Raw genomic sequence first — 20,170 nt, 5'->3', positions numbered from 1 at the left:
CGTGTGGCTGCGGAGGTTTACTCGGCTTCCACGGCGGCGGCGACTGCAGCCGTCACTGCCGGGGCAACGCGCGGGTCCAGCGGGCTGGGCACGATGTAGTCCACCGAAAGGTCAGCTTCCGCGAGTTCGGCAATGGCGCGGGCCGCGGCGAGTTTCATGGCGGGCGTGATCCGGCGGGCGCCGGCGTCCAGCGCGCCGCGGAAGATTCCGGGGAAGGCCAGGACGTTGTTGATCTGGTTGGGGAAGTCGCTGCGGCCGGTGGCCACCACGGCGGCGTACTTGGCGGCCACCTCGGGCAGGACTTCGGGGTCCGGGTTGGAAAGGGCAAACACGATGGAGTCGGCGTTCATCAGCTTCAGGTGTGCCTCGTCCAGCTTCGAGGAGGAAACCCCGATGAACACGTCAGCACCAAGCAGCGCTTCGCCTGGGCCGCCCGTGACGCTGCGGGGGTTGCTGCGCTGCGCCATCTGGGACTTCTTGCTCTGCGGGTCGGCGGCAATGTCGGCCCGCTCGCGGTTGATGACACCCTTGGAGTCGAGCAGGACAACATCCGTGATGCCGGCGGCGAGCAGGATTTCGGCGACGGCGATGCCTGCAGCTCCGGCGCCGGAAACCACCACGCGGAGTTCTGCGAGTTCGCGGCCGGTGACCTTGGCGGCGTTCGTCAGGGCGGCGAGGGCCACCACGGCGGTGCCGTGCTGGTCATCATGCATGACCGGGCAGTCCAGCGCCTCGATCAGCTTCTCTTCCAGCTCGAAGCAACGGGGGGCCGAGATGTCCTCAAGGTTGACGGCGCCGAAGCTGGGGCGGAGGCGGACCAGGGTTTCCACGATCTCGTCAACGTCCGTGGTGTTCAGGACCAGGGGAATGGAATCCAGCTCGCCGAAGGTCTTGAACAGGGCGGACTTGCCCTCCATCACGGGCAGTGAGGCGGCGGCGCCGATGTTGCCCAGACCCAGCACTGCGGTACCGTCGCTGACCACAACCACCAGGCGCTGCGCCCAGGTGAGGGTCTTGGCGAGTTCCGGGTTGTTGTGGATGGCGCGGCTGACCTCGGCCACACCGGGGGTGTAGGCGATGGACAGGTCGCGCTTGTTGGACAGCGGGACCGTGCTTGTCACCGAGAGCTTCCCGCCCTGGTGGGCGTCGAAGATCTCGGCTTCGGTCAGGGCAGTGGCTGCTGAATTGTCGGTCGGTGCGATTACGTCAATGGACACGTCGTTGTCTCCTGGGGCTAGCCGTGGGCGCACGGCGCAGAAAGGCTCAAGCACAGGGAGGCTCAAGGTGGAATTCGTTGCTTCTTGGGCCCAGAGGTGGCGGGCCCGGGGTGAAGCCCTTGCAGATGCGGGTTGCCAGCCACTCCGGTCCTGCCATAATAAACAGCGCCCACGCGCCAGAAAGTGCATTCGACGCTCCGAGACCGTGCCAAATCGTTTAATCAGGCCGATTTGTGAGCCACATCACGGCATAAAGACGTATTTATTGGCTTACTGGTCTAGACCAGTTACGCCGATCGGTGGGCCTCACGGGCCCCGGCAGCCACCGGAGCAAGCAAGGTGCAGGCCTTTTTGAGGTCCTCTTCGGCCTCAAAGAGCGAAAGCCGGCGGTTGCGGACGGACTGGACCAGACCAGTGACGATCAGCAGGAGCACGCGGGCCGCTACGGCGTCGTCGGAGGCGGTGGCTACAGCCGATTCGCTCAGGGCATCGATTTCATGCAGGAGTGCCGTGGTGTCCTTGTCCTTGAGGTACACGCAGCGGCTCAGGCACTGCTCGACGGCGGGCTGCATCACCCGCATATGGAAGATCTCCATCACCACGCCGGTGAGGGCGCGGCCACCGAAGCTGGCCGCCGACGTGCGGGCCCTGCCCTGAAGCTCGTCCAGCTGCTGGCGGTAGAGGGACAGCATCATGTGGTTGGCCGTGGGGAAATAGCGGTAGACGGTGCCCAACGGCACGCCGGACTTTTCCGAAATTTCCGCGAGGTCCACGGACTCCAGCCCTTTGCGGGCAAACCCTGCGGCAGACTCAAGGACGCGCGTGTAGCGGAGCCGCTGACGCGGCGTGGAGGGCCGGGCGGCCATGGACGGATGGGCTGAAAGGGTCTCGGGCATCAGGATTCCGGGGTTGTGTTCTTATGGTGCAGCGGCAGGGAGAGTCCCCATCCCGTGTGCCTGCAGTCCGCCTCAACTATACGCGGCACAGGCAAAAGCCGGAATCAGTCCACGCCCTTGATCTTGACCACGAACACAGCGCCCAGCAGGCCGATGACGGCGGCCGTGGTGAACAACGTGACGTACCCTCCCAGGAACTGCAGGGATAGGAAGGCGATCAGCGGGGCGAACACCTGCGGCAGCGAGTTGGCCACGTTGATGACCCCCATGTCCTTGCCCCGGTCGGCAGCCTTCGGGAGCACTTGCGTGAGCAGCGCGAAGTCCACCGCCAGGTAGGCGCCGAATCCGATGCCGAGCACCGCCGCCCCCGCCAAGGCCCCCGGCCACACCGGGAAGAACGCCATGATCAGTCCGGCGATGGCGATCGTGGCGGACGAGCCGATCACAAACGGCTTGCGTTTGCCCACCCGGTCACTCCACGGTCCGGCGAGCACCGCGGTGATCATGACCATCACCGCATAAATTCCCGTGAGGATCAGGACGCCCAGCGCCGGGTCCTCATGCTTGATGACGTCCCGCAGGAAAAAGAGCAGGTAAACGATGGTGAGCTGGTTGCCCACGTTGACCAGGAAGCGGGTGAGCCAGGCCCAGCCAAAGTCAGGGTGGCGGGCCGGGCTGATCCAGAAACCGCGCAGGAATCCGGTCCAGGTGAACGGCGGCCGGGCCTCCCGCGGGAGCGGGGGATCATTCCGGTGGAAGAGATACGGCAGCACGGAGAACAGCAGGGCGGCCGCACACATCGTGTACCCCACCATGAAGTTTCCCGAGACCACCGCGCCGAAAACTGCGCCGAGCAGGATTCCCAGGGTCTGGCCCATGGCTGCCAGCCCGCCTACTCCGCCGCGCTGCAGGACCGGCACGCGGTCCGGGACGGCCGCGGTGATGGCCGCGTAGGCAGCGTTGGCACCGAGCTGGACCAGGCACCAGAAGAGGACCATCAGGGCCACCGCCGTGGCTCCGGACATCGCCAGCAACGCAGCCGTAGCCAGGACGGCGCCGGCCAGGACCCACTGGGCACGCCGGCCGAAGCCTGAGACGGTCCGGTCGGACAGGGCCCCAAACAGCGGGTTGGCCACCAGCGAGACGGCGGCGCCACAGCCCGTCACCAGGGACAGGATGGCTTCCTTGTTGAGGGCGTCAATGCTGATGGCCTGCTGGCCGATGAACACATTGATGGGGCCGAAGAAGGCGGCGTTGATGCCGACGTTGACCAGCACCAGCCCGGTCACCCAGCGCGCGGTGACCTTCTGCGTCGGCTCGGCGAGCGCCGCCGTCGGGCTTTCCGATCCCGCCCCGGGAACCGACGCTGCGCTGGGATCCGGTGCTGCGGGTGTGTTGGACAGGCTCATGCTGCTTCCCCCTGGAACGGTTGGTGATTCTGAAAATCAGACTATCGTGGGCTGCATCGCCCCGCTTGCCTTACGGCGCTTGCCTGGTGTGGCGATGGACAGCGCGCAGCCCCCACGACACTGAACACCTGGAGATCCAATGACCGCATCTGCTGGCAACACCAACAGCCCCGTCAACACCGCCGATCTGTACGATGAGCGCGGCGAGGACCTGGCGTCCGTTTCACTCCAGTTCCAGTCCCTCGGCGGCCGTTCACACTTCAGCGGCCCGGTGCGGACCATCCGCTGCTTCCAGGACAACGCCCTGGTCAAGTCCACCCTGGCCACCCCCGGCAATGGCGCCGTGCTGGTGGTGGACGGCGGCGGTTCGCTGGGCACGGCCCTGATGGGGGACATGATCGCCGAGAGCGCCGTGGCGAACGGCTGGGCCGGCGTCGTAATTAACGGCGCCATCCGCGACCGCGAGGCGATCGCCCAACTGGATCTGGGCGTCAAGGCGCTGGGCAGCAACCCGCGCAAGAGCGCCAAGGCCGGCGCCGGTGAGGTTGACGTGGATGTAGTGCTCGACGGCGTGACCTTCCGTCCCGGCGTCACCGTCTGGTGCGATCCGGACGGCATCCTCGTGGAGCGCTGATTTGGGTCCTCCAGTTCGGGCGGGGGCCCGGGCGGGAGCGGCGGTTCCGGAAGAAATCTCCGGCAGCGGGAATGAAACGCGAACTAACATAGTTACTGAAAGCAACTATCGAGCGTCATCCCTTTTTCTTTCCTGGAGAAGCCATGTCCAAAACAACCGCTGTGCGTGCCGCCGGCGAAACCCTGACACAGCGTCAGATCGTCACCGTGATGGTGGGGCTCATGCTGGGGATGTTCCTGGCATCCCTGGACCAGACCATCGTGTCCACCTCCATCTACACCATCGCCAACGACCTGGACGGGCTGTCCCTCCAGGCGTGGGCCACCACCGCCTACCTCATCACGTCCACGGTCAGCACGCCGCTGTACGGCAAGCTGAGCGATATTTTCGGCCGCCGTCCGCTGTACCTGATCGCCATCGTCATCTTCCTGGTCGGCTCGCTCTACGCCGGCTCAGTGCACTCCATGACCGAGCTGGCCATCGCCCGCGGCGTCCAGGGCCTGGGCGCCGGCGGCCTGCTGGCCCTCGCGCTGACCATCATCGGTGACATCGTGTCCCTCAAGGACCGGGCCAAGTACCAGGGCTACTTTATGTCGGTGTTCGGCATCTCCTCCGTGCTCGGCCCCGTGGTGGGCGGCGCGTTCGCAGGGTCGGCCAACATCCTGGGCTTTGACGGCTGGCGCTGGGTGTTCTTCATCAACCTGCCCATCGGTCTGGCGGCCCTGGCCGTGGTGTTTATGTTCCTGCACCTGCCGGCCAAGCACGTGAAGCAGAAGATCGACTACTTCGGCGCAGCCGCCATCACTCTCGCCATCGTCCCGCTGCTCCTGGTGGCGGAACAGGGCCGCAGCTGGGGCTTTGCGTCGCTGAACTCCTTCCTTTGCTACGGCCTGGGCGCGGTTGGCATCCTCTGGTTCCTGCTGGCCGAAAAACGCGCCGGGGACTACGCCCTGATCCCGCTTCGGCTCTTCCGGAACGCCACTTTTGGCCTGTCCTCGCTGCTGAACTTCATCATCGGCATCGGCATGTTCGGCGCCATCGCCATGCTGCCCATGTACCTGCAGCTGGTCAAGGGGCTCACGCCCACCGAAGCCGGCCTGATGATGATCACCTTCACCCTCGGCATCCTGACCGGTTCCATCACCGCGGGCCGCACCATTTCGGCGTCGGGCACGTACCGGATCTTCCCCATTGTGGGTACTGGCATTCTCACCGTCGCCGCGCTGGTTATGGGACTGTCCCTGGGCGTGGAAACGGGCCTCTGGGTTCCCGGCGTGATCGCCGTGTTCTTCGGCATGGGCCTCGGTTTCTGCATGCAGCCGCTTACGCTGGCCATGCAGGTCTCCGTGCCCCCGAAGGACATGGGTGTAGGCACCTCCTCCGCGGCGTTCTTCCGGTCCATGGGCGGCGCGGTGGGCACGGCCGTGTTCATCTCCATGCTGTTCAGCCTGGCCGCGAGCCGGATCGCCGACACGATGAAGTCAGCCATGTCCAGTGCCGACTACCAGGCCGTGCTGCGCGACCCGGCCGTGGCCGCGGACCCCGCCAACGCCAAGCTGTACGAGTTCTTCCAGAACGGGGCATCGAACGAATCGCTCAATGACACCAGCTGGCTCCATACGGCCAACAGCGTGCTGACCCGCCCCATCACGGAGGGCTTCGCCTACGCGATCGACACCGTGATGCTCACCGCCGCCGTGCTCACCGGGATCGCGTTCCTGATCAGCTTCGCCCTGCCGAACAAGAAGCTGACGGATCCGAAGGTCGCCCCGCGGGGAGACACAGCTGCGGTGGCGGCCCACTAGCTCCCCCGGGTTCCGCGCGGTGAGCGGAGTCCTGTCACGGCAGGCAGTCTTTTGGGCTGCTGCCGATGTCGTTCCGCGGAATCCCGGGCTTTTCCGTGCCGACCGGCCCAAAAGCGTGCCCTGCGTGACGCGCGGGCGCACCGGACCCCTTACGGAGGTGGAAGACGACGACGGCGGCACACCCCGCCGTCGTCGGCTTTCTGTTTCGGAGGGTACAAGTCGCAAGTGGAACGGCGGGCGGTGACGTGCCACACTGTTTAGCGCGTGTGCGCCGGCCATAAGCCGGTCCCGCAGCCGACGACGTCCGCACCGCGTCCACCCCACCCCCAAATCTCAGGGAGCAGCATGCCCACCGCCAAGGAGCAGACCACCGCCAAGATCCCGCAGCGGGTGATCTGGCTGGCACTCGCAGGCGCGGTGGGTGGATTCCTGTTCGGCTTCGACTCCTCCGTGGTGAACGGTGCAGTGGACGCCATCAAGGACGAGTTCGCGCTCTCCGAGGCCGTCACCGGCTTTGCCGTGGCCATCGCCCTGCTGGGCTGCGCGGCAGGCGCCTTCCTCGCCGGCAAAGTCGCCGACCGGTACGGCCGCATCCCCGCTATGAAGCTCGGCGCGCTGCTGTTCCTGGTCAGCGCCATCGGAACCGGCTTCGCGTTCGGCGTCTGGGACCTGATCTTCTGGCGCCTGGTGGGCGGCCTGGGCATCGGCCTGGCCTCGGTGATCGCACCCGCGTATATTTCCGAGATTTCCCCGCGGCAGGTCCGTGGCCGGCTGGCGTCGCTGCAGCAGCTGGCCATCACCACCGGTATCTTCGCCGCACTCCTGTCCGACGCGCTCTTCGCCACCACCGCCGGCGGCGCGGACCAGGCCTTCTGGCTGGGCCTGGAAGCCTGGCGCTGGATGTTCCTCGCCGCGGCGGTTCCTGCCGTGGTCTACGGCTGGATCGCCTACACCCTCCCGGAATCCCCGCGGTTCCTGGTGTTCCAGGGCAAAGAAGACGAAGCCCGCAAGGTGTTCGACTCCATCGCCCCGTCCGAGGACACGGACCGGCACATCCGCGAGATCCAGGACGCCATCGAAGAGGACAAGCTGTCCGGCCAGAAAGGCTCGCTCCGCGGCAAGACCTTCGGCCTGCAGGCAGTGGTCTGGGTGGGCATCGTCCTTTCCGTCCTGCAGCAGTTCGTTGGCATCAACGTGATCTTCTACTACTCCACCACGCTGTGGAAGGCCGTCGGTTTCCAGGAGAAGGACTCGCTCACCATCTCGGTGGCAACCTCCATCACCAACATCCTGGTGACACTCGTGGCCATCGCCCTGGTGGACCGGATCGGCCGCCGCCCCATTCTCCTGGCCGGGTCCATCGGCATGGCGGTCTCACTGGGCACCATGGCCTTGGCGTTCTCGGCCGCGGTCGGTTCAGGCTCCGAGATCTCCCTGCCGGGTGCCTGGGGTCCGGTGGCCCTCATGGCAGCCAACATCTTTGTGGTCAGCTTCGGCGCCTCCTGGGGCCCGCTGGTCTGGGTCCTCCTTGGTGAGATCTTCCCGTCCCGGATCCGTGCCCGCGCCCTGGGCCTGGCCGCCGCCGCGCAATGGGTGGCCAACTTTGCCATCACGCTCAGCTTCCCGGTGATGGCCGCCGCTTCCCTGCCGCTGACCTACGCCATGTACGCGCTGTTCGCGGCGGCGTCGTTCTTCTTTGTGATGTTCAAGGTGCCGGAAACCAACGGCATGTCCCTGGAGCAGGCCGAAACGCTGTTTGTGCCCAAGGGTTCCAAGAAGGCCTAACGCCGGGTCAGAGAGTAAGCTTCATGCCCTCATGGCTGGCGTCAAAGCCGAGCCGCTGGTAGAACCGGTGGGCGGCCGTCCGCGACTTGTGCGTGGTCAGCTGCAGCAGCGTGCAGCCGCGGCGCCTGGATTCCTCGATCGCCCACCCCACCATCAGGTTTCCCAGGCCCTGGCCCCGAAGGCTGCCCGCCACGCGGACCGCCTCAAGCTGCGAGCGCCACGAGCCCTGCCGCGAGATGCCGGGCAGGAAGCTCAACTGGAAGGTGGCCACGACGCGGCCGTCAGCTGCCCCAGCCGGCACGTGCTCGCCCACCACCAGCAAATGGCACGCGTCGGCGTCGATCGCTTCGAAGGCCCGCTCGTAAGGCGCCATGTCGTGGCCCAGTTCTCGGCTGGCGCCGAGGGAATCGTCGGCCAGCAGTGCCACGATGGCGGGCAGGTCCGCGGACACGGCGTGCCGGAGGCGGAAGGTCCCGCCGTCGACGTCGGCGGTCAGCAAGGCGGTCAGGGCGCCGGGGTTCGTGGTCATCTCCCCAGCATTCCACAAGGCTTGCGAACCTCTCCCCCCGAGACCCTCTCTCACTTTCGGTGCCTTAAACGCCAACGCTCTCTCATCCAGGTGAGAGAGCGTTGGCCAAAAACCCGCAGGATCTGCGAGAGGGTTCCGGAAAAACCCGCAGGAAGTGAGAGAGGGTCAGGCCGGGGCCTTCACCCCTTCCGCCTGGCGTTCCTCCACGAGCGTGGACACCGCCGCGAACAGGGGGTGCTCCGGTGCCAGCCCCGTGATCCTGGCTGTGGCGTCGGCAGGCGATGAGGAAGCCAGGATTTGCGCGAGTTCGGTGGCCTCGGCGTCGGCGGGGTCGGTGAATCGCAGGGCCGCGGCGATGGCACCCAGAAGCGCCTCGGGCACGATCCCGCGTTCTGCGAGTTCAGCCGCGGGGCCGATGAACCGTTCGTGCCGGCTGAGCTTGCGCATGGGGGCACGCCCCACCCGGTTCACGGTGTCCGGCAGGTGCGGGTTGGAGAAACGGACCAGGATCTTCTGGACGTAGGCTTCCTGCTCGTCGTTGTTGAAGCCGTGCTTGGCCACAAGGAGTTGCTTGGTTTCCTCCAGGACGGCCCGCACATCTTCCGCAACGTCCTGGTCGGCCATGGCCTCGGAGATCTTTTCCAGCCCGGCCTCAAAGCCGAAGTACGCAGCGGAGGCGTGCCCCGTATTCACGGTGAAGAGCTTCCGCTCGATGTAGGGCGAGAGCTCGTCCACAAACGTTGCGCCCGGGATGACAGGCGCAGCATCGCCAAACGCTGTCCGGTCGATGACCCATTCGTAGAACGTCTCAACGGTCACGTCCAGGCCCTGCCCCGGCGCCTGGTTGGGCACGATCCGGTCCACCGCGGTGTTCGCGAATACCGCCGCGTCGTCCAGGGAGCCGGCGGCGTCGTCCCAGAGGGCGGCGACTTCGGCCCGCAGGATGTCCGTGGCGTTGATGGCGTTCTCACAGGCCATGACCTGCAGCGGCGCCAGCCCGGCAGCCCGCGCCGCGATGCCCTTCGTGATGGCGGGCGCCACAAACTTCAGGATGTGCGGCCCCACGGCGGTGGTGACAATGTCCGCCGTCGCGATTTCCCGCACCAGCGCCGCTTCCTGCGTGCCGGAGTTCAGCGCGCGGAAGTTGTCCACCGTCCGGACGGTGGGGTTCTCCCCCACCTCGTGGACGTTGTAGCTGACTGCTGCCGCGAGCTGGTCGATGAGTGCGTCCGCGACATCCGCGAACACCACCTCATAACCGGCCTGGTGCAGCAGCAGCCCCACAAAGCCGCGGCCGATATTCCCGGCTCCGAAATGTACGGCCTTCACTATGCGTTCACCTTTCCGAACAGCTCCAGGACTTCCTCAACGGACGTGGCCGCTTCCAGCTGGGCCACCTGGGCCTTGTTGGTGAAGACCTTCGCGATGGAGGACAGGATGTGGAGGTGTTCGTTGTTGATGCCGGCCACGCCCACCACGAACTTGACCTGCTTGCCGTTCCAGTCGATGCCGTCCGGGTAGCGGATCACGGACACCGCGGACTTCAGGATGTGGTCCTTGGCGGCGTTGGTGCCGTGCGGGATGGCCAGGAAGCTGCCCATGTAGGTGGACACGGATTCCTCGCGCTCGTGCATGGCCGCAAGGTAGCCCTCGTCCACGGCGCCCCGGGCCAGGAGCAGCTGGCCTGCTTCGTCGATGGCCGCGTCACGGGTGGTGGCTGTGCCGTTAAGGATGACGCTGTCGGCCACGAGGATGTCGGAAGGCACGACGGCGGCCGGTGCTGCACCGCTGTCGGGTGCCGCGTCCACCGGGGCACCGGCGACGTGGGCGCCGTGGCCGGCGGCAGCACCGGCGTCGGGCGTTGCGCCTTCGGTGTTGTGCTCCTTGACCAGCTCCACAATCTCGTCGTACCGCGGGCTGTTCATGAAGTTATCCACCGAGAAGTGCGCGGCGCTGGACGTGACGGGCTTGGCGCGTTCGGTCAGGTCCTGGTGCGTGATCACCACGTCGTAGGTGTCACTGAGGTTGGCGATCGCCGCATTGGTGACCTTGACGTCCGGGAACCCGGCAGCCTTGATCTTGTTCCGCAGCACCGAGGCGCCCATGGCACTGGAGCCCATACCGGCGTCGCACGCGAACACGATGTTCTTGATGGGGCCGGCCAGGACAGCCGTGGCCACCCCAGCACCGGCGCCGGTCAGCACCGAGGAGACGGAGCTCTTTTTGCCCTTCATCGCTTCCATCTTGGACGTGGCGTCGCTGAGGACCACCTCGTCGCTGTGCTTGGTGGTCTTCAGGATCACCGAGGCCACCAGGAAGGAGACCGTCATGGCGAGCACCACCGCGAGGATCACCCCGACGTAGCTGTCACGGGAGGTCTGGGCGAGCACGGCGATGATCGAACCAGGCGCCGCCGGCGCAACGAGGCCGGAGCCGGTGATGGCCAGGGTGGCGATACCGGTCATGCCGCCGGCGATCGCGGCCAGGATCAGCAGCGGGCGCATCAGGACGTACGGGAAGTAGATTTCGTGGATGCCGCCGAAGAAGTGGATGATCGCTGCGCCGGAGGCCGAACCCTTGGCCAAGCCCTTCCCGAAGAACATGTACGCCAGCAGGATGCCCATGCCGGGGCCGGGGTTGGCCTCGAGCAGGAACAGGATGGACTTGCCCTGCTCCAGCGACTGCTGGATGCCCAGCGGGGTCAGCACGCCATGGTTGATGGCGTTGTTCAGGAACAGCACCTTGGCGGGCTCGATGAAAATGCTGGTGAGCGGCAGCAGGCCGTTGTTGACCAGGAACTGCACGACGTTGCCGGCGGCCGTGCTGAAGGCCTGGACCAGCGGCGAGATGCCGTAGAAGCCCAGCATCGCCAGCAGCGCGCCCCAGATACCGGCAGAGAAGTTGTTGACCAGCATCTCGAAGCCGGGGCGGATCTTGCCCTCCCACAGGAGGTCGATCTTCTTCATGGTCCAGCCGCCGAGCGGGCCCATGATCATGGCGCCGATGAACATCGGGATGCCGGCGCCAACAATGACGCCCATGGTGCCGATGGCTCCCACCACGCCGCCTCGGACGTCGTAGACCATCCGGCCGCCGGTGTAGGCGATCAGCAGCGGCAGCAGGTAGGTGATCATGGGGCCAACGAGGCCCACATTGGGCACTCCCTCGGCGCTGGTGCCGAAGCCGCCGAGGGCAGGGACCGGGATCCAGCCCTTCTCAATGAAGAGGGCCGTGATGAGGCCCCACGCAATGAACGCGCCGATGTTGGGCATGATCATGCCGGACAGGAACGTCCCGAACTTCTGGACGTGAACCCGCAGGCTGGTGCGGGGTTTCGCAACTGTCTCTGTTGCCATGTGCTTTCCTAACCGTCATTCCTGCTGCAGCGCAGGATGGGTCCGATACTTACGACGACGTGCTGGTGGAGATTCGGTGAAGCCATTCGAGGAACAGTTTGAGTTCCGAGCTTGAAAGCTGGTCTGAGTGCGAAGCCTGAAGTGCGGCATTCAGGGCAATCGCTGCCACCACTACCGAGGACTTGCCGGAGTCTTCCGGCGCGGCCCCTTCGGCCTGTGCCGCAGACACCGCAAAAATCATGGCGTCCCGGGTCATGGTGGACAGTTCAAGGTTCCGTTCGGCGGCGGGTTCCGCAATCAGCATCAGGGTCACACCCACGTTGGCTGCCAGGATGGACCTGGCTGCTTCGCGCGGCTGGACGTTCAGCTGGCCCGCCGCCGCTGCCTTGTTCAGCATCTCCTCCATGAGCGCCTCGGCATCGGCAACGATGGCGGGGCGGCTTTCCGGGCGGATATTGCCGAACATCACCAGGTACAGTTCCGGCTGCTTGAGCCCGAACTGGACGTGGTTATCCCACATCCGCCGGATGTCTTCCAGCGGATTTCCGGACGGGGCGAAGTCCCTCTCGCCCGCAACATACTCTTCAAAACCTGCGGCGACGACGGCGTCGAAGAGACCTTCCTTGTCACCGAAGTGGTGGTACAGCGTGGGCGCCGTGACCCCTGCCAGCTGCGTGATCTGACGGGTGGAGACGGATGCTCCAGCGGACTTTGCCAGCAATTCGGCCGCTGCACGCAACAGACGCATTTTGGGGGGAAGCTGGCCATCCAAACTCATAGCCGCTACCCTATCACCTATAGCATTGCTATATGAACTGAATCACATACAATTTTTTCAGGCACGTTTCCGCCCTCGCACATAGTGGTCGCGGCGGCCCCGGCATGGCGCCGGGATAAACCTAGGCGGGCCTGGCTACCGGCAGAGAATGAGGACCTTCAGTGCAGACCTTCCCAGGAGTTGGCGTCAGCCCCGGCCGCATCATCGGAACCGTCCGGCAGATGCCCAAACCGATCAGCGAACCCCCTGCAGGCGAGCAGCTGGCCGGCGGTACGTCCGCCGAAGAAGCCACGGCGGGGCTCAAGGCAGCAGCGACCGCCGTCCATGACGAGCTGAAAGCCCGCGCGGAAACGGCCAGCGGCGACGGCAAGGCGGTGCTGGAGGCCACGGCGCTGATGGCCAAGGACACCATGCTCCTGAAGAACGCCGCCAAGCTGATCGCCCGCGGCACCTCGGCGCAGCGAGCCATCTGGGAAGCCGGCGCCTCGGTCTCCGAAATGCTGCACAACCTGGGCGGCTACATGGCCGAACGCGCCACTGACGTCCTTGACGTCCGCGCCCGGATCGTGGCCGAACTCCGGGGCGTACCCGCCCCGGGCATCCCCTCCGCCAGCACGCCGTTCATCCTCGTGGCAGAGGACCTGGCACCGGCCGACACGGCCACGCTGGACCCTGAAAAGGTGCTGGCCCTGGTCACAGCTGGCGGCGGACCGCAGTCCCACACCGCTATCATTGCCCGCTCCCTTGGCCTCCCCGCCGTCGTCGCGGCCGCAGGCGTGGACGAACTGGCCGACGGCACCGAAGTGTTCGTCGACGGCGCCGCAGGCTCCATCACCGTGGACCCGGATGACGCCCAGCGCGCCGCCGCCGAGGCCTGGGCAACCAACGCATCCCTCCTGGCCGTGTTTGAAGGGAACGGCGCGACGGCGGATGGCCACCTGGTGCCGCTCCTCGCCAACGTGGGCGGCGGCAAGGATGCCGTGGCCGCCGCCGGCCTCAACGCGCAGGGCGTCGGGCTGTTCCGCACGGAATTCTGCTTCCTGGAGCGCGACACCGAACCCTCCGTGGAAGAGCAGGCAGCCGCGTACAAGAGCGTGTTTGACGCCTTTCCGGGCAAAAAAGTGGTCCTGCGCACGCTCGATGCCGGTGCCGACAAGCCGCTGCCGTTCCTCACCGACGCCACCGAGCCCAACCCGGCCCTCGGCGTCCGCGGCTACCGTACCGACTTCACCACACCGGGCGTGCTGGAGCGCCAGCTGCAGGCGATCGCCCTCGCGGAGAAGGACTCGGAGGCTGACGTCTGGGTCATGGCCCCGATGATTTCCACCGCGGAGGAAGCCGCCCATTTTGCCTCGATGTGCACCGCCGCCGGGATCACCAACCCGGGCGTCATGGTGGAGGTGCCGTCCGCAGCACTGACCGCCGAATCCATCCTGCGCGAGGTGGGTTTCGCGAGCCTGGGCACCAACGACCTCACGCAGTACGCCATGGCGGCCGACCGCCAGCTGGGCCCGCTGGCCAACCTCAACACCCCGTGGCAGCCTGCCGTGCTGCGCCTCGTGGGATTGACCGTGGAAGGCTCCCGCGCGGAAGGCCACAACAAGCCCGTGGGCGTCTGCGGTGAGGCGGCCGCTGACCCGGCCCTCGCCGTCGTACTTACTGGGCTGGGCGTCACCACGCTGTCCATGACCGCGCGGTCCTTGGCCGCCGTGGCCGCGGTGCTGAAGACCGTTACGCTGGCCGAGGCGCAGCAGCTGGCCAAGCTGGCGCTGTCCGCGCCCAGCGCCACCGAAGCCAAGGCCTGGGTACGGGAAAAACTGCCAGTCCTCGAAGAACTCGGCCTCTGACCGGCCGGTTCGTACCAACCGCCCGCCGCTAGCTACAAAGAAGCACCCACCAGGAGGAACAATGCCCGAACGCATCGCCACCATCGCCAGCCGCTCCGGCCTGCACGCGCGCCCCGCCGCGCTGTTTGCGGAAGCCGCCGGAGACGTGGGAGTTGAGGTCACCATTGCCATGCAGGGCGACCCGGAGGACGACGCGCTGGACGCTTCGAGCATCCTGTCGCTGATGACCCTGGGCGCCGCCAAAGGCGATGTTGTGGTGCTCCGGGCTGAAGGTGACGGCGCCGACGCGGCACTGGATTCGCTGGTCAAGCTCCTGGAAACGGACCTCGACGCCGAATAGGAGCCCAGCTGGTGATCGCGGCGGCCGCTGGTCCCGGGGCGGTGTGCTGGAAAACGTGGCCATGGCCGGAGATTTCCGTCATGCTGCCCTGGGGGGCCTGGGAAGCCAGCCGACGGCACCAGTCGGGCCCGGCCACCGGGTCCCTGCTGCCCCGCAACACCAGCAGCGGCTGGCTGATTCCGCGGATCCTGGCCTCAAGGGGATACTGCATCATCACCGGCAGCTCGGTGAGGTACCAGCGTGGGCCGGCCCGGAAATAGTCCGCGAAGACGATGGCATTCGCCGACGGGCTCTCGCTGAACATGGCGTCGCGGGTCAACGCCAGCGCCTGCCGCGCAACCGACCTGCGGCGGGGGTCCACCACGGGACCCATCAGCACCACGGCGTCCACGAGCTCCGGCTCCTGCAGGGCGAGTTCAACGGCATGCTGGGTTCCCATGGAATGCCCGATCACCACGCAGGACGTCACGCCGGCGGCGGCAAGCGCTGCCCGCACGAAAGCCACATACTCACCCACCGGCACCTGGCGCCGGGGCTTGGGCGCGTCGCCAAACCCTGGGAGGTCAAAGGAGTAGACGTCGGCTGCGAGGGCCAGCTCCCGGTGCAGCCGAGCGAAGTAGCGGTGGGAAACGCCGATGCCGTGGAGCAGGACATACGTCGGTCGCTGCACATCGCCTGCTGGCGCCACGGAGCGGTACAGCCTGCCCGCTAGCCCGCCGGATTCAATGTCCTCGCCATCACTGAGCTTCATCCCGCGAGCTTACCGCCGCCGCCCGGAGGTACAGGGTTAGGCTTCTGGCATGGCACTGATAGCTCCACGCGTCACGGCTGGCCTGCCCGCCGACGACGCCCTGAACCTCGCACGTTCTCTCCGGGACAGCAACGACATCACGGTGTTCGTGGACGGCACGGTCCACCGGCTGACGCCCCAGGCGAGGGACGCCGTCGTGGACCTGCTCGCTCGGCTGGGCCGCGGCGAAGCGGTGACCGTCAGCAGCGTGGAGGAAGTGCTCACCACCTCCCAGGCGGCCGAACTCGCCGGGATTTCCCACACGTACCTGCGCAACATGACCGATCGCGGCGAGATCCCCGTGGAATACCGCGGCACGCACCGCCGGATCAGGCTGGCCGCCATCATGGCCTGGCTGGACCGGCAGAAGAAGCTTGACGGGCCAGAGCAGGCAGAGCAGCCAGAGCAGGCCTAGCCCCGTCGTAAGCTGGCGCAGGGTGGGCGGGTCCCGGGTGTTGAGTCCCGGGTGTTGGATCCCGGCACGCGAGCTAGATCCGCGGGCGGGCCGCCCAGCGCCGCATTTTCAGTGCCGCATGAAGTTCGAGCCGGGGCATCCCCTTCAGCGGGTCCACGCCCAGGAGCTGCCGGATGCGGCCCAGCCGGTTGTAGATGCTGCTGCGGTGCAGGTGGAGTTTGGTGGCCACGTCCTGGACCGATCCGTCGTTATCGTAGATGAGCTCCAGTACGGGGAGCAGCTCATCGTTGCGGTCGTGGTCCTCCAGCATCCGCACATATACGGACCCGGAGTCAGCCCAGGCGCCGGCTCCCCCGCCCGCCGACGCCAGCAGCTGGTAAACACCGGTGGCGCGGCAGTCCACCAGTTCGCCCAGCTGGGGGTCCACAGCCGCCGCCTGAGCCGCCTGCTTGGACTGCCGGTATGCCTCGGCAAGCTCGCGCGGCTTGGCAAAACCCTCACTGATGCCCAGGATGATGCGGTGCACGGGCCGGCCCGAACGTTTGGCCAGCTCCAGCTGGTAGTGGACCAGCACCTGGGCATGGTTTGCCCGGCCCACCGACTCACGGAACAGCACCACCGAATGGGTTTCCGTGCCGGCGCTGAACAGCGCCACGTCCACCCCCACCGTGGCCTGCAGGGCGGCTGAGCGGTGGATCAGCGTGGAAGCAATGGGATCCGGGCCGCCGGCCCAGCCATCGGCGTCGAGCACGGTGACCATCTGCCACGGCCCCTTGCCCTGGATTTCCTTCCGGCCCGCCACGGCGGCCACCGCGTTGGCCTCGCCGGAACAGGCGGCCAGGAACTCGCGTTCGCGGCCCCGCCGGAATTCGGACTCGGCGGTGTTGGAGTCCAGCAGCAGGCCGGAAAGCAGCTCGATCTCCGGGGTCACGTCCGGCAACTGGGAGAGGATCGCCGTCGGACTTTCCTCTGCCGAGTCCTGCTGCACCCAGAGGTAGCCGACGCGGAAACCGCGCACCATCAACGGAACACACACCCGGCCCAGCATCCCCAGGTCCTGGTTGGCGGGAATCGCTACCGGGCGGACCGCCGTGGCGATGCCATGGGAAAGCTGCCAGGCGCTGACATCGGCCGGGACCCGCTTGCTCAACAAAAAGTTCACCCGGACCCGGTCCGCGTGGGACTGGTTGGAGCTGTAAGCCAGCAGCAGGCCGTCCAGGTCCTCCAGCGACAGTCCCCGGCCAAGCTTCTGCGCCACCTGCTCCACGAGTTGTTCCACGTCCTGCTGCATGGGGTAACCCTACTGCTCCGGCGGGCATCCGGGCGAACGAACAGCAGGCGACACCTGACGCCCTCACGCTGAACATTTGTCGACCCACGAGAGCAAAAATTCCCGGAATGACGCTGAGTATGCGTGCCCCGGACCCCGCTTTCCTGTCAGCTGGGTCACAGCCGGATTTATTCTGGAATCACAACCTTCCCCGCAATTTCGGGCCTACGCGGCCTGAGAGTATGGAGCCACAAATGATCATCGGTGTCCCCAAAGAGATCAAGAACAACGAATTCCGCGTCGCCATCACCGCTGCTGGCGTTCACGAGTTCCGCACCCACGGCCACACGGTCCTGGTGGAACGCGGCGCAGGCTTGGGTTCAGGGATCACGGACGAGGAATACGCGATCGCCGGCGCCGAAATCGTTGCCGAGGCCGATGACGTCTGGGCCCGCGCCGACATGGTCATGAAGGTCAAGGAACCCATCAAGGCCGAGTACCACCGCTTCCGCAAGGGCCTGATCCTCTTCACCTACCTCCACCTCGCCGCCGAACCGGAACTCACGCAGGCGCTCATCAACTCCGGCGTCACCGCCATCGCGTACGAGACCGTGCAGGAAGGCCGGACGCTGCCGCTGCTGGCCCCCATGTCCGAGGTTGCCGGCCGACTGTCCGTGCAAGTCGGCGCCACCTCCCTGATGGCACCCGCCGGCGGCAAGGGCGTGTTGCTCGGCGGCGTACCGGGCGTCCGCCCGGCCAAGGTGGTTGTCCTGGGTGCCGGTGTTGCCGGCACCAATGCCGCCGCGATGGCCCTGGGCCTGGGCGCCGACGTCACCATCCTGGACATCAACATCAACCGCCTCCGCGAGCTCGACGCCCAGTACCAGGGCCGACTCAAGACAGTTGCCTCCAACTCCTACGAGATCGAGAAGTCCGTCGTCGACGCCGACCTCGTCATCGGCTCCGTCCTGATCCCCGGCGCCAAGGCCCCCAAGCTGGTCAGCAACGAACTCGTGTCCCGCATGAAGCCCGGCTCCGTGCTCGTGGACATCGCGGTGGACCAGGGTGGCTGCTTCGAGGACACGCACCCCACCACACACCAGGAACCGACGTACAAGGTCCACAACACGATCTTCTACTGCGTTGCCAACATGCCGGGCGCCGTCCCGAACACTTCCACCTACGCGCTGACCAACGTCACCCTGCGCTACGCCGTGGCCCTGGCCAACCTGGGCGTCAAGGCCGCCTTCGACCGCGACCCGGCCCTCGCCGCCGGCCTCAACATCGCCGCCGGCCACGTGGCACACCACTCCGTCTCCGAGGCGCACAACCTGCCCCTCGTGGCGGACTGGCACGAGCTGGTTTCCGCGTAACTCTCCCCATGGTGCGAGAACGACCGCGGGAATCGCTGCGCACTTATCGTCGGAATGGCAGCCATCCAGTAAGCGTGCGTCAAAGCGACGAAGGAGCAGCACGCGTTGGATGACTGCCATTCCGGCGGACTTCGACAGGGTCAGCCGCCGACCGCGCGGAGAGCGTTCACCTGGCCGTGGCCGTTGAAGCCGTTGTAGCCGGCACCCCCCTGGCACACCTGGGGTGCGCCGTTGTCCGTTGCAGGGAACGGGGCGTACACACTCATGTCAGCGGGGCAGTCCATCTTGTCGGCGGTGGTGTTGATCCGCGATGCCACGGTGCCCGGTTTGCTGACTCCGGTGCTGACCACCAGCGCCGCGACACCGGCAACGTGAGGTCCGGCCATCGATGTGCCTTGCAGGTAGCAGTAGCGGGCGGCTCCGTCCGTCACAGTCAACACTTTGGGGCAGGATGCCGCGGCAGCGGACGGCCACGCGGACAGCACGCGGCCGTTAGTGGCGGCCGCCGTCTGCTGCAGGATCGAGTCTCCACCAGGCGCGATCACGCTGACGGCGCCCACACCGTAGCTGGAGTAGAACGACTTGATCAGCTTGTTGCCGTTGGCGCTCACGCCGATCACGCCCGGAACTTCCACCGGAACCACGGCGCAGGCGTTGGTGATGTCGCGCGTGACCGCGGTGGTGTTATCCGGGCTGGTGACATCCTGGGTGGGATGAGCCAGGTCGTCTGACTGATTGCCTGCCGAGGCCACAACTGTGGTGCCGTTTTGCTGGGCAAACTTGATGGCCCGGCGCTCGGCTTCCCAGATGGCCCGCTGGGTGGGGTCATTCTTGCAGTTGAAGAGCCAGGGATCGGCAAAGTAGCTGTTGTTGGTGACCTGGATACCGTTCGATCCTGCCCACATGAAGGCGCAGACCACGGCTTCGGGGTAGAAGAATCCGTCGTCGTCGCCGGCCTTGATCCCGGCAATCTTCACGTTCGGCGCAACGCCCACCATGCCGATGCCGTTGTTCGCGGCTGCGATGGTTCCCGCCGTGTGGGTGCCGTGGCCGTTGTTGTCCATCCACGCCGCCGGGTCCGTGTTGGGGACGCCGCCAACGCAGGAAACGCTCCTGGAGAAATCAACGTTCGGGGCAAGGTCGGGGTGCGTGTGGTCCAGTCCGGTGTCGATGTCGCCCACCACCACCGAGGCGCTGCCGCCATTGATCGCCCGGGCGGCCGGGGCCTGGATCTGGTCCATATCCCACTGGAGTGCGGCCAGGTTGTCATCGCCGGGTGCCGGGGCGCCGGGTGCTATGGCCGCCACAGCCGCACCGGAGTTGTCGTCTTCGACAGCCACGGCGAAGCCTGCTGTGGAAGCGGCCCCCTGAATGGAAGAATCTGCTGCGCGCAGGGCCGCATCAAAGCCGCCGCGGTCCGACTTTACAATGGCCACACCGATCTGCGGATAAGCCTGCACCACCGTGCCGCCGGCGCCCTGCACTGCCGCAAGCGAAGCGCGGGAAACGCCGTTGGCTTTGTACAGGACGATGTAGGTTTGGCTTCCGGCTTGGGCATTTGCCTGCATTACGGTTTGGACAGACTGCCCATTGGCCGACAACGCCGCAGGAGCCGCGGCGGTCGAAAGGCCAATGGCGAGGGCTAGTGCCCCGATTGGCGCCACAAGCTTGGTGAACCTTTGCATGGTGTTGCTCCAATTCTGCCGGCGGGCACCACACGATCGCA

Annotated in this window: 17 protein-coding genes; 7 read left to right on the top strand and 10 right to left on the bottom strand. The window is 66.4% G+C overall.

Annotated elements, in window-relative coordinates; genetic code table 11:
• Window positions 1–17 precede the first annotated feature (17 nt).
• From ACX80M_RS14055 to ACX80M_RS14045, 3 genes are all read right to left on the bottom strand, one after another.
• Window positions 18–1,217, bottom strand: coding sequence for an NAD(P)-dependent malic enzyme (locus ACX80M_RS14055; RefSeq protein ID WP_252611104.1), 1,200 nt, complete (start codon window positions 1,215–1,217; stop codon window positions 18–20).
• Window positions 1,218–1,504: 287 nt separating this feature from the next.
• Window positions 1,505–2,113 (bottom strand): TetR/AcrR family transcriptional regulator, encoded by a 609-nt coding sequence (locus tag ACX80M_RS14050; protein ID WP_459309868.1) that lies wholly within the window; start codon window positions 2,111–2,113, stop codon window positions 1,505–1,507.
• Between the two features lie 104 nt (window positions 2,114–2,217).
• Window positions 2,218–3,522: an MFS transporter gene (locus tag ACX80M_RS14045; protein ID WP_459309867.1), complete on the bottom strand. Its 1,305-nt coding sequence runs from the start codon at window positions 3,520–3,522 to the stop codon at window positions 2,218–2,220.
• 139 nt (window positions 3,523–3,661) lie between these two features.
• Here ACX80M_RS14045 and rraA point away from each other — a divergent pair, with 139 nt between their 5' ends.
• From rraA to ACX80M_RS14030, 3 genes are all read left to right on the top strand, one after another.
• Window positions 3,662–4,156: a ribonuclease E activity regulator RraA gene (gene rraA / locus ACX80M_RS14040; RefSeq protein ID WP_252599619.1), complete on the top strand. Its 495-nt coding sequence runs from the start codon at window positions 3,662–3,664 to the stop codon at window positions 4,154–4,156.
• Window positions 4,157–4,299: 143 nt separating this feature from the next.
• On the top strand, window positions 4,300–5,961 hold the full coding sequence (locus ACX80M_RS14035; protein ID WP_252611100.1) for an MDR family MFS transporter: 1,662 nt from the start codon (window positions 4,300–4,302) through the stop codon (window positions 5,959–5,961).
• A 345-nt stretch (window positions 5,962–6,306) separates the two neighbouring features.
• A complete protein-coding gene (locus ACX80M_RS14030) occupies window positions 6,307–7,746 on the top strand; it encodes a sugar porter family MFS transporter (protein WP_252614533.1) in 1,440 nt (479 codons plus the stop codon).
• 7 nt (window positions 7,747–7,753) lie between these two features.
• Here ACX80M_RS14030 and ACX80M_RS14025 read toward each other — a convergent pair whose 3' ends face one another.
• The 4 genes from ACX80M_RS14025 to ACX80M_RS14010 form a co-directional block, all read right to left on the bottom strand.
• A complete protein-coding gene (locus ACX80M_RS14025; RefSeq protein WP_252599622.1) occupies window positions 7,754–8,275 on the bottom strand; it encodes a GNAT family N-acetyltransferase in 522 nt (173 codons plus the stop codon).
• A gap of 165 nt (window positions 8,276–8,440) precedes the next feature.
• Window positions 8,441–9,604, bottom strand: a complete 1,164-nt coding sequence (locus ACX80M_RS14020) for a mannitol-1-phosphate 5-dehydrogenase (RefSeq protein WP_252614532.1) — start codon at window positions 9,602–9,604, stop codon at window positions 8,441–8,443.
• Entirely contained in the window at window positions 9,604–11,631 is a 2,028-nt protein-coding gene (locus ACX80M_RS14015) for a PTS mannitol transporter subunit IICBA (RefSeq protein ID WP_459309866.1), read from the bottom strand. The genes ACX80M_RS14020 and ACX80M_RS14015 overlap by 1 nt, the downstream gene beginning before the upstream one ends.
• Before the next feature lie 49 nt (window positions 11,632–11,680).
• Window positions 11,681–12,409 (bottom strand): TetR/AcrR family transcriptional regulator, encoded by a 729-nt coding sequence (locus ACX80M_RS14010; protein WP_252599625.1) that lies wholly within the window; start codon window positions 12,407–12,409, stop codon window positions 11,681–11,683.
• Between the two features lie 161 nt (window positions 12,410–12,570).
• Here ACX80M_RS14010 and ptsP point away from each other — a divergent pair, with 161 nt between their 5' ends.
• Window positions 12,571–14,256, top strand: a complete 1,686-nt coding sequence (gene ptsP, locus ACX80M_RS14005) for a phosphoenolpyruvate--protein phosphotransferase (protein ID WP_252599626.1) — start codon at window positions 12,571–12,573, stop codon at window positions 14,254–14,256.
• Window positions 14,257–14,317: 61 nt separating this feature from the next.
• Entirely contained in the window at window positions 14,318–14,596 is a 279-nt protein-coding gene (locus tag ACX80M_RS14000) for an HPr family phosphocarrier protein (RefSeq protein ID WP_056341927.1), read from the top strand.
• Here the strand turns inward: ACX80M_RS14000 and ACX80M_RS13995 are convergent.
• Complete coding sequence (locus ACX80M_RS13995) at window positions 14,562–15,347, bottom strand: alpha/beta fold hydrolase (RefSeq protein WP_252599627.1); 786 nt, start codon at window positions 15,345–15,347, stop codon at window positions 14,562–14,564. The two genes, ACX80M_RS14000 and ACX80M_RS13995, sit on opposite strands and share 35 nt — an antisense overlap.
• A gap of 49 nt (window positions 15,348–15,396) precedes the next feature.
• Here ACX80M_RS13995 and ACX80M_RS13990 point away from each other — a divergent pair, with 49 nt between their 5' ends.
• Window positions 15,397–15,801: a helix-turn-helix domain-containing protein gene (locus ACX80M_RS13990; protein ID WP_252611090.1), complete on the top strand. Its 405-nt coding sequence runs from the start codon at window positions 15,397–15,399 to the stop codon at window positions 15,799–15,801.
• A gap of 73 nt (window positions 15,802–15,874) precedes the next feature.
• Here ACX80M_RS13990 and ACX80M_RS13985 read toward each other — a convergent pair whose 3' ends face one another.
• A complete protein-coding gene (locus tag ACX80M_RS13985) occupies window positions 15,875–17,092 on the bottom strand; it encodes a PucR family transcriptional regulator (protein ID WP_252599629.1) in 1,218 nt (405 codons plus the stop codon).
• A gap of 233 nt (window positions 17,093–17,325) precedes the next feature.
• Between ACX80M_RS13985 and ald the strand changes: the two genes are divergently transcribed.
• Window positions 17,326–18,444, top strand: coding sequence for an alanine dehydrogenase (gene ald, locus ACX80M_RS13980; protein WP_459309865.1), 1,119 nt, complete (start codon window positions 17,326–17,328; stop codon window positions 18,442–18,444).
• A gap of 140 nt (window positions 18,445–18,584) precedes the next feature.
• Here ald and ACX80M_RS13975 read toward each other — a convergent pair whose 3' ends face one another.
• Window positions 18,585–20,012, bottom strand: coding sequence for a S8 family peptidase (locus tag ACX80M_RS13975; RefSeq protein ID WP_459309864.1), 1,428 nt, complete (start codon window positions 20,010–20,012; stop codon window positions 18,585–18,587).
• Window positions 20,013–20,170 lie beyond the last annotated feature (158 nt).

The organism is Pseudarthrobacter sp. MDT1-22 (assembly GCF_054511035.1).
This window is presented reverse-complemented; position numbering and strand designations above follow the sequence as displayed.

Bases quoted from the DNA above. Each gene is read 5' to 3' on its own strand.
- ACX80M_RS14050 (WP_459309868.1), bottom strand. From the start codon at position 2,113: ATGCCCGAGACCCTTTCAGCCCATCCGTCCATGGCCGCCCGGCCCTCC.
- ACX80M_RS14015 (WP_459309866.1), bottom strand. From the start codon at position 11,631: ATGGCAACAGAGACAGTTGCGAAACCCCGCACCAGCCTGCGGGTTCAC.
- ACX80M_RS14030 (WP_252614533.1), top strand. From the start codon at position 6,307: ATGCCCACCGCCAAGGAGCAGACCACCGCCAAGATCCCGCAGCGGGTG.
- ACX80M_RS14010 (WP_252599625.1), bottom strand. From the start codon at position 12,409: ATGAGTTTGGATGGCCAGCTTCCCCCCAAAATGCGTCTGTTGCGTGCA.
- ACX80M_RS14045 (WP_459309867.1), bottom strand. From the start codon at position 3,522: ATGAGCCTGTCCAACACACCCGCAGCACCGGATCCCAGCGCAGCGTCG.
- ACX80M_RS13985 (WP_252599629.1), bottom strand. From the start codon at position 17,092: ATGCAGCAGGACGTGGAACAACTCGTGGAGCAGGTGGCGCAGAAGCTT.
- ACX80M_RS14025 (WP_252599622.1), bottom strand. From the start codon at position 8,275: ATGACCACGAACCCCGGCGCCCTGACCGCCTTGCTGACCGCCGACGTC.
- ald (WP_459309865.1), top strand. From the start codon at position 17,326: ATGATCATCGGTGTCCCCAAAGAGATCAAGAACAACGAATTCCGCGTC.
- ACX80M_RS14035 (WP_252611100.1), top strand. From the start codon at position 4,300: ATGTCCAAAACAACCGCTGTGCGTGCCGCCGGCGAAACCCTGACACAG.
- rraA (WP_252599619.1), top strand. From the start codon at position 3,662: ATGACCGCATCTGCTGGCAACACCAACAGCCCCGTCAACACCGCCGAT.
- ACX80M_RS14000 (WP_056341927.1), top strand. From the start codon at position 14,318: ATGCCCGAACGCATCGCCACCATCGCCAGCCGCTCCGGCCTGCACGCG.
- ACX80M_RS13990 (WP_252611090.1), top strand. From the start codon at position 15,397: ATGGCACTGATAGCTCCACGCGTCACGGCTGGCCTGCCCGCCGACGAC.
- ACX80M_RS13995 (WP_252599627.1), bottom strand. From the start codon at position 15,347: ATGAAGCTCAGTGATGGCGAGGACATTGAATCCGGCGGGCTAGCGGGC.
- ACX80M_RS13975 (WP_459309864.1), bottom strand. From the start codon at position 20,012: ATGCAGGCAAATGCCCAAGCCGGAAGCCAAACCTACATCGTCCTGTAC.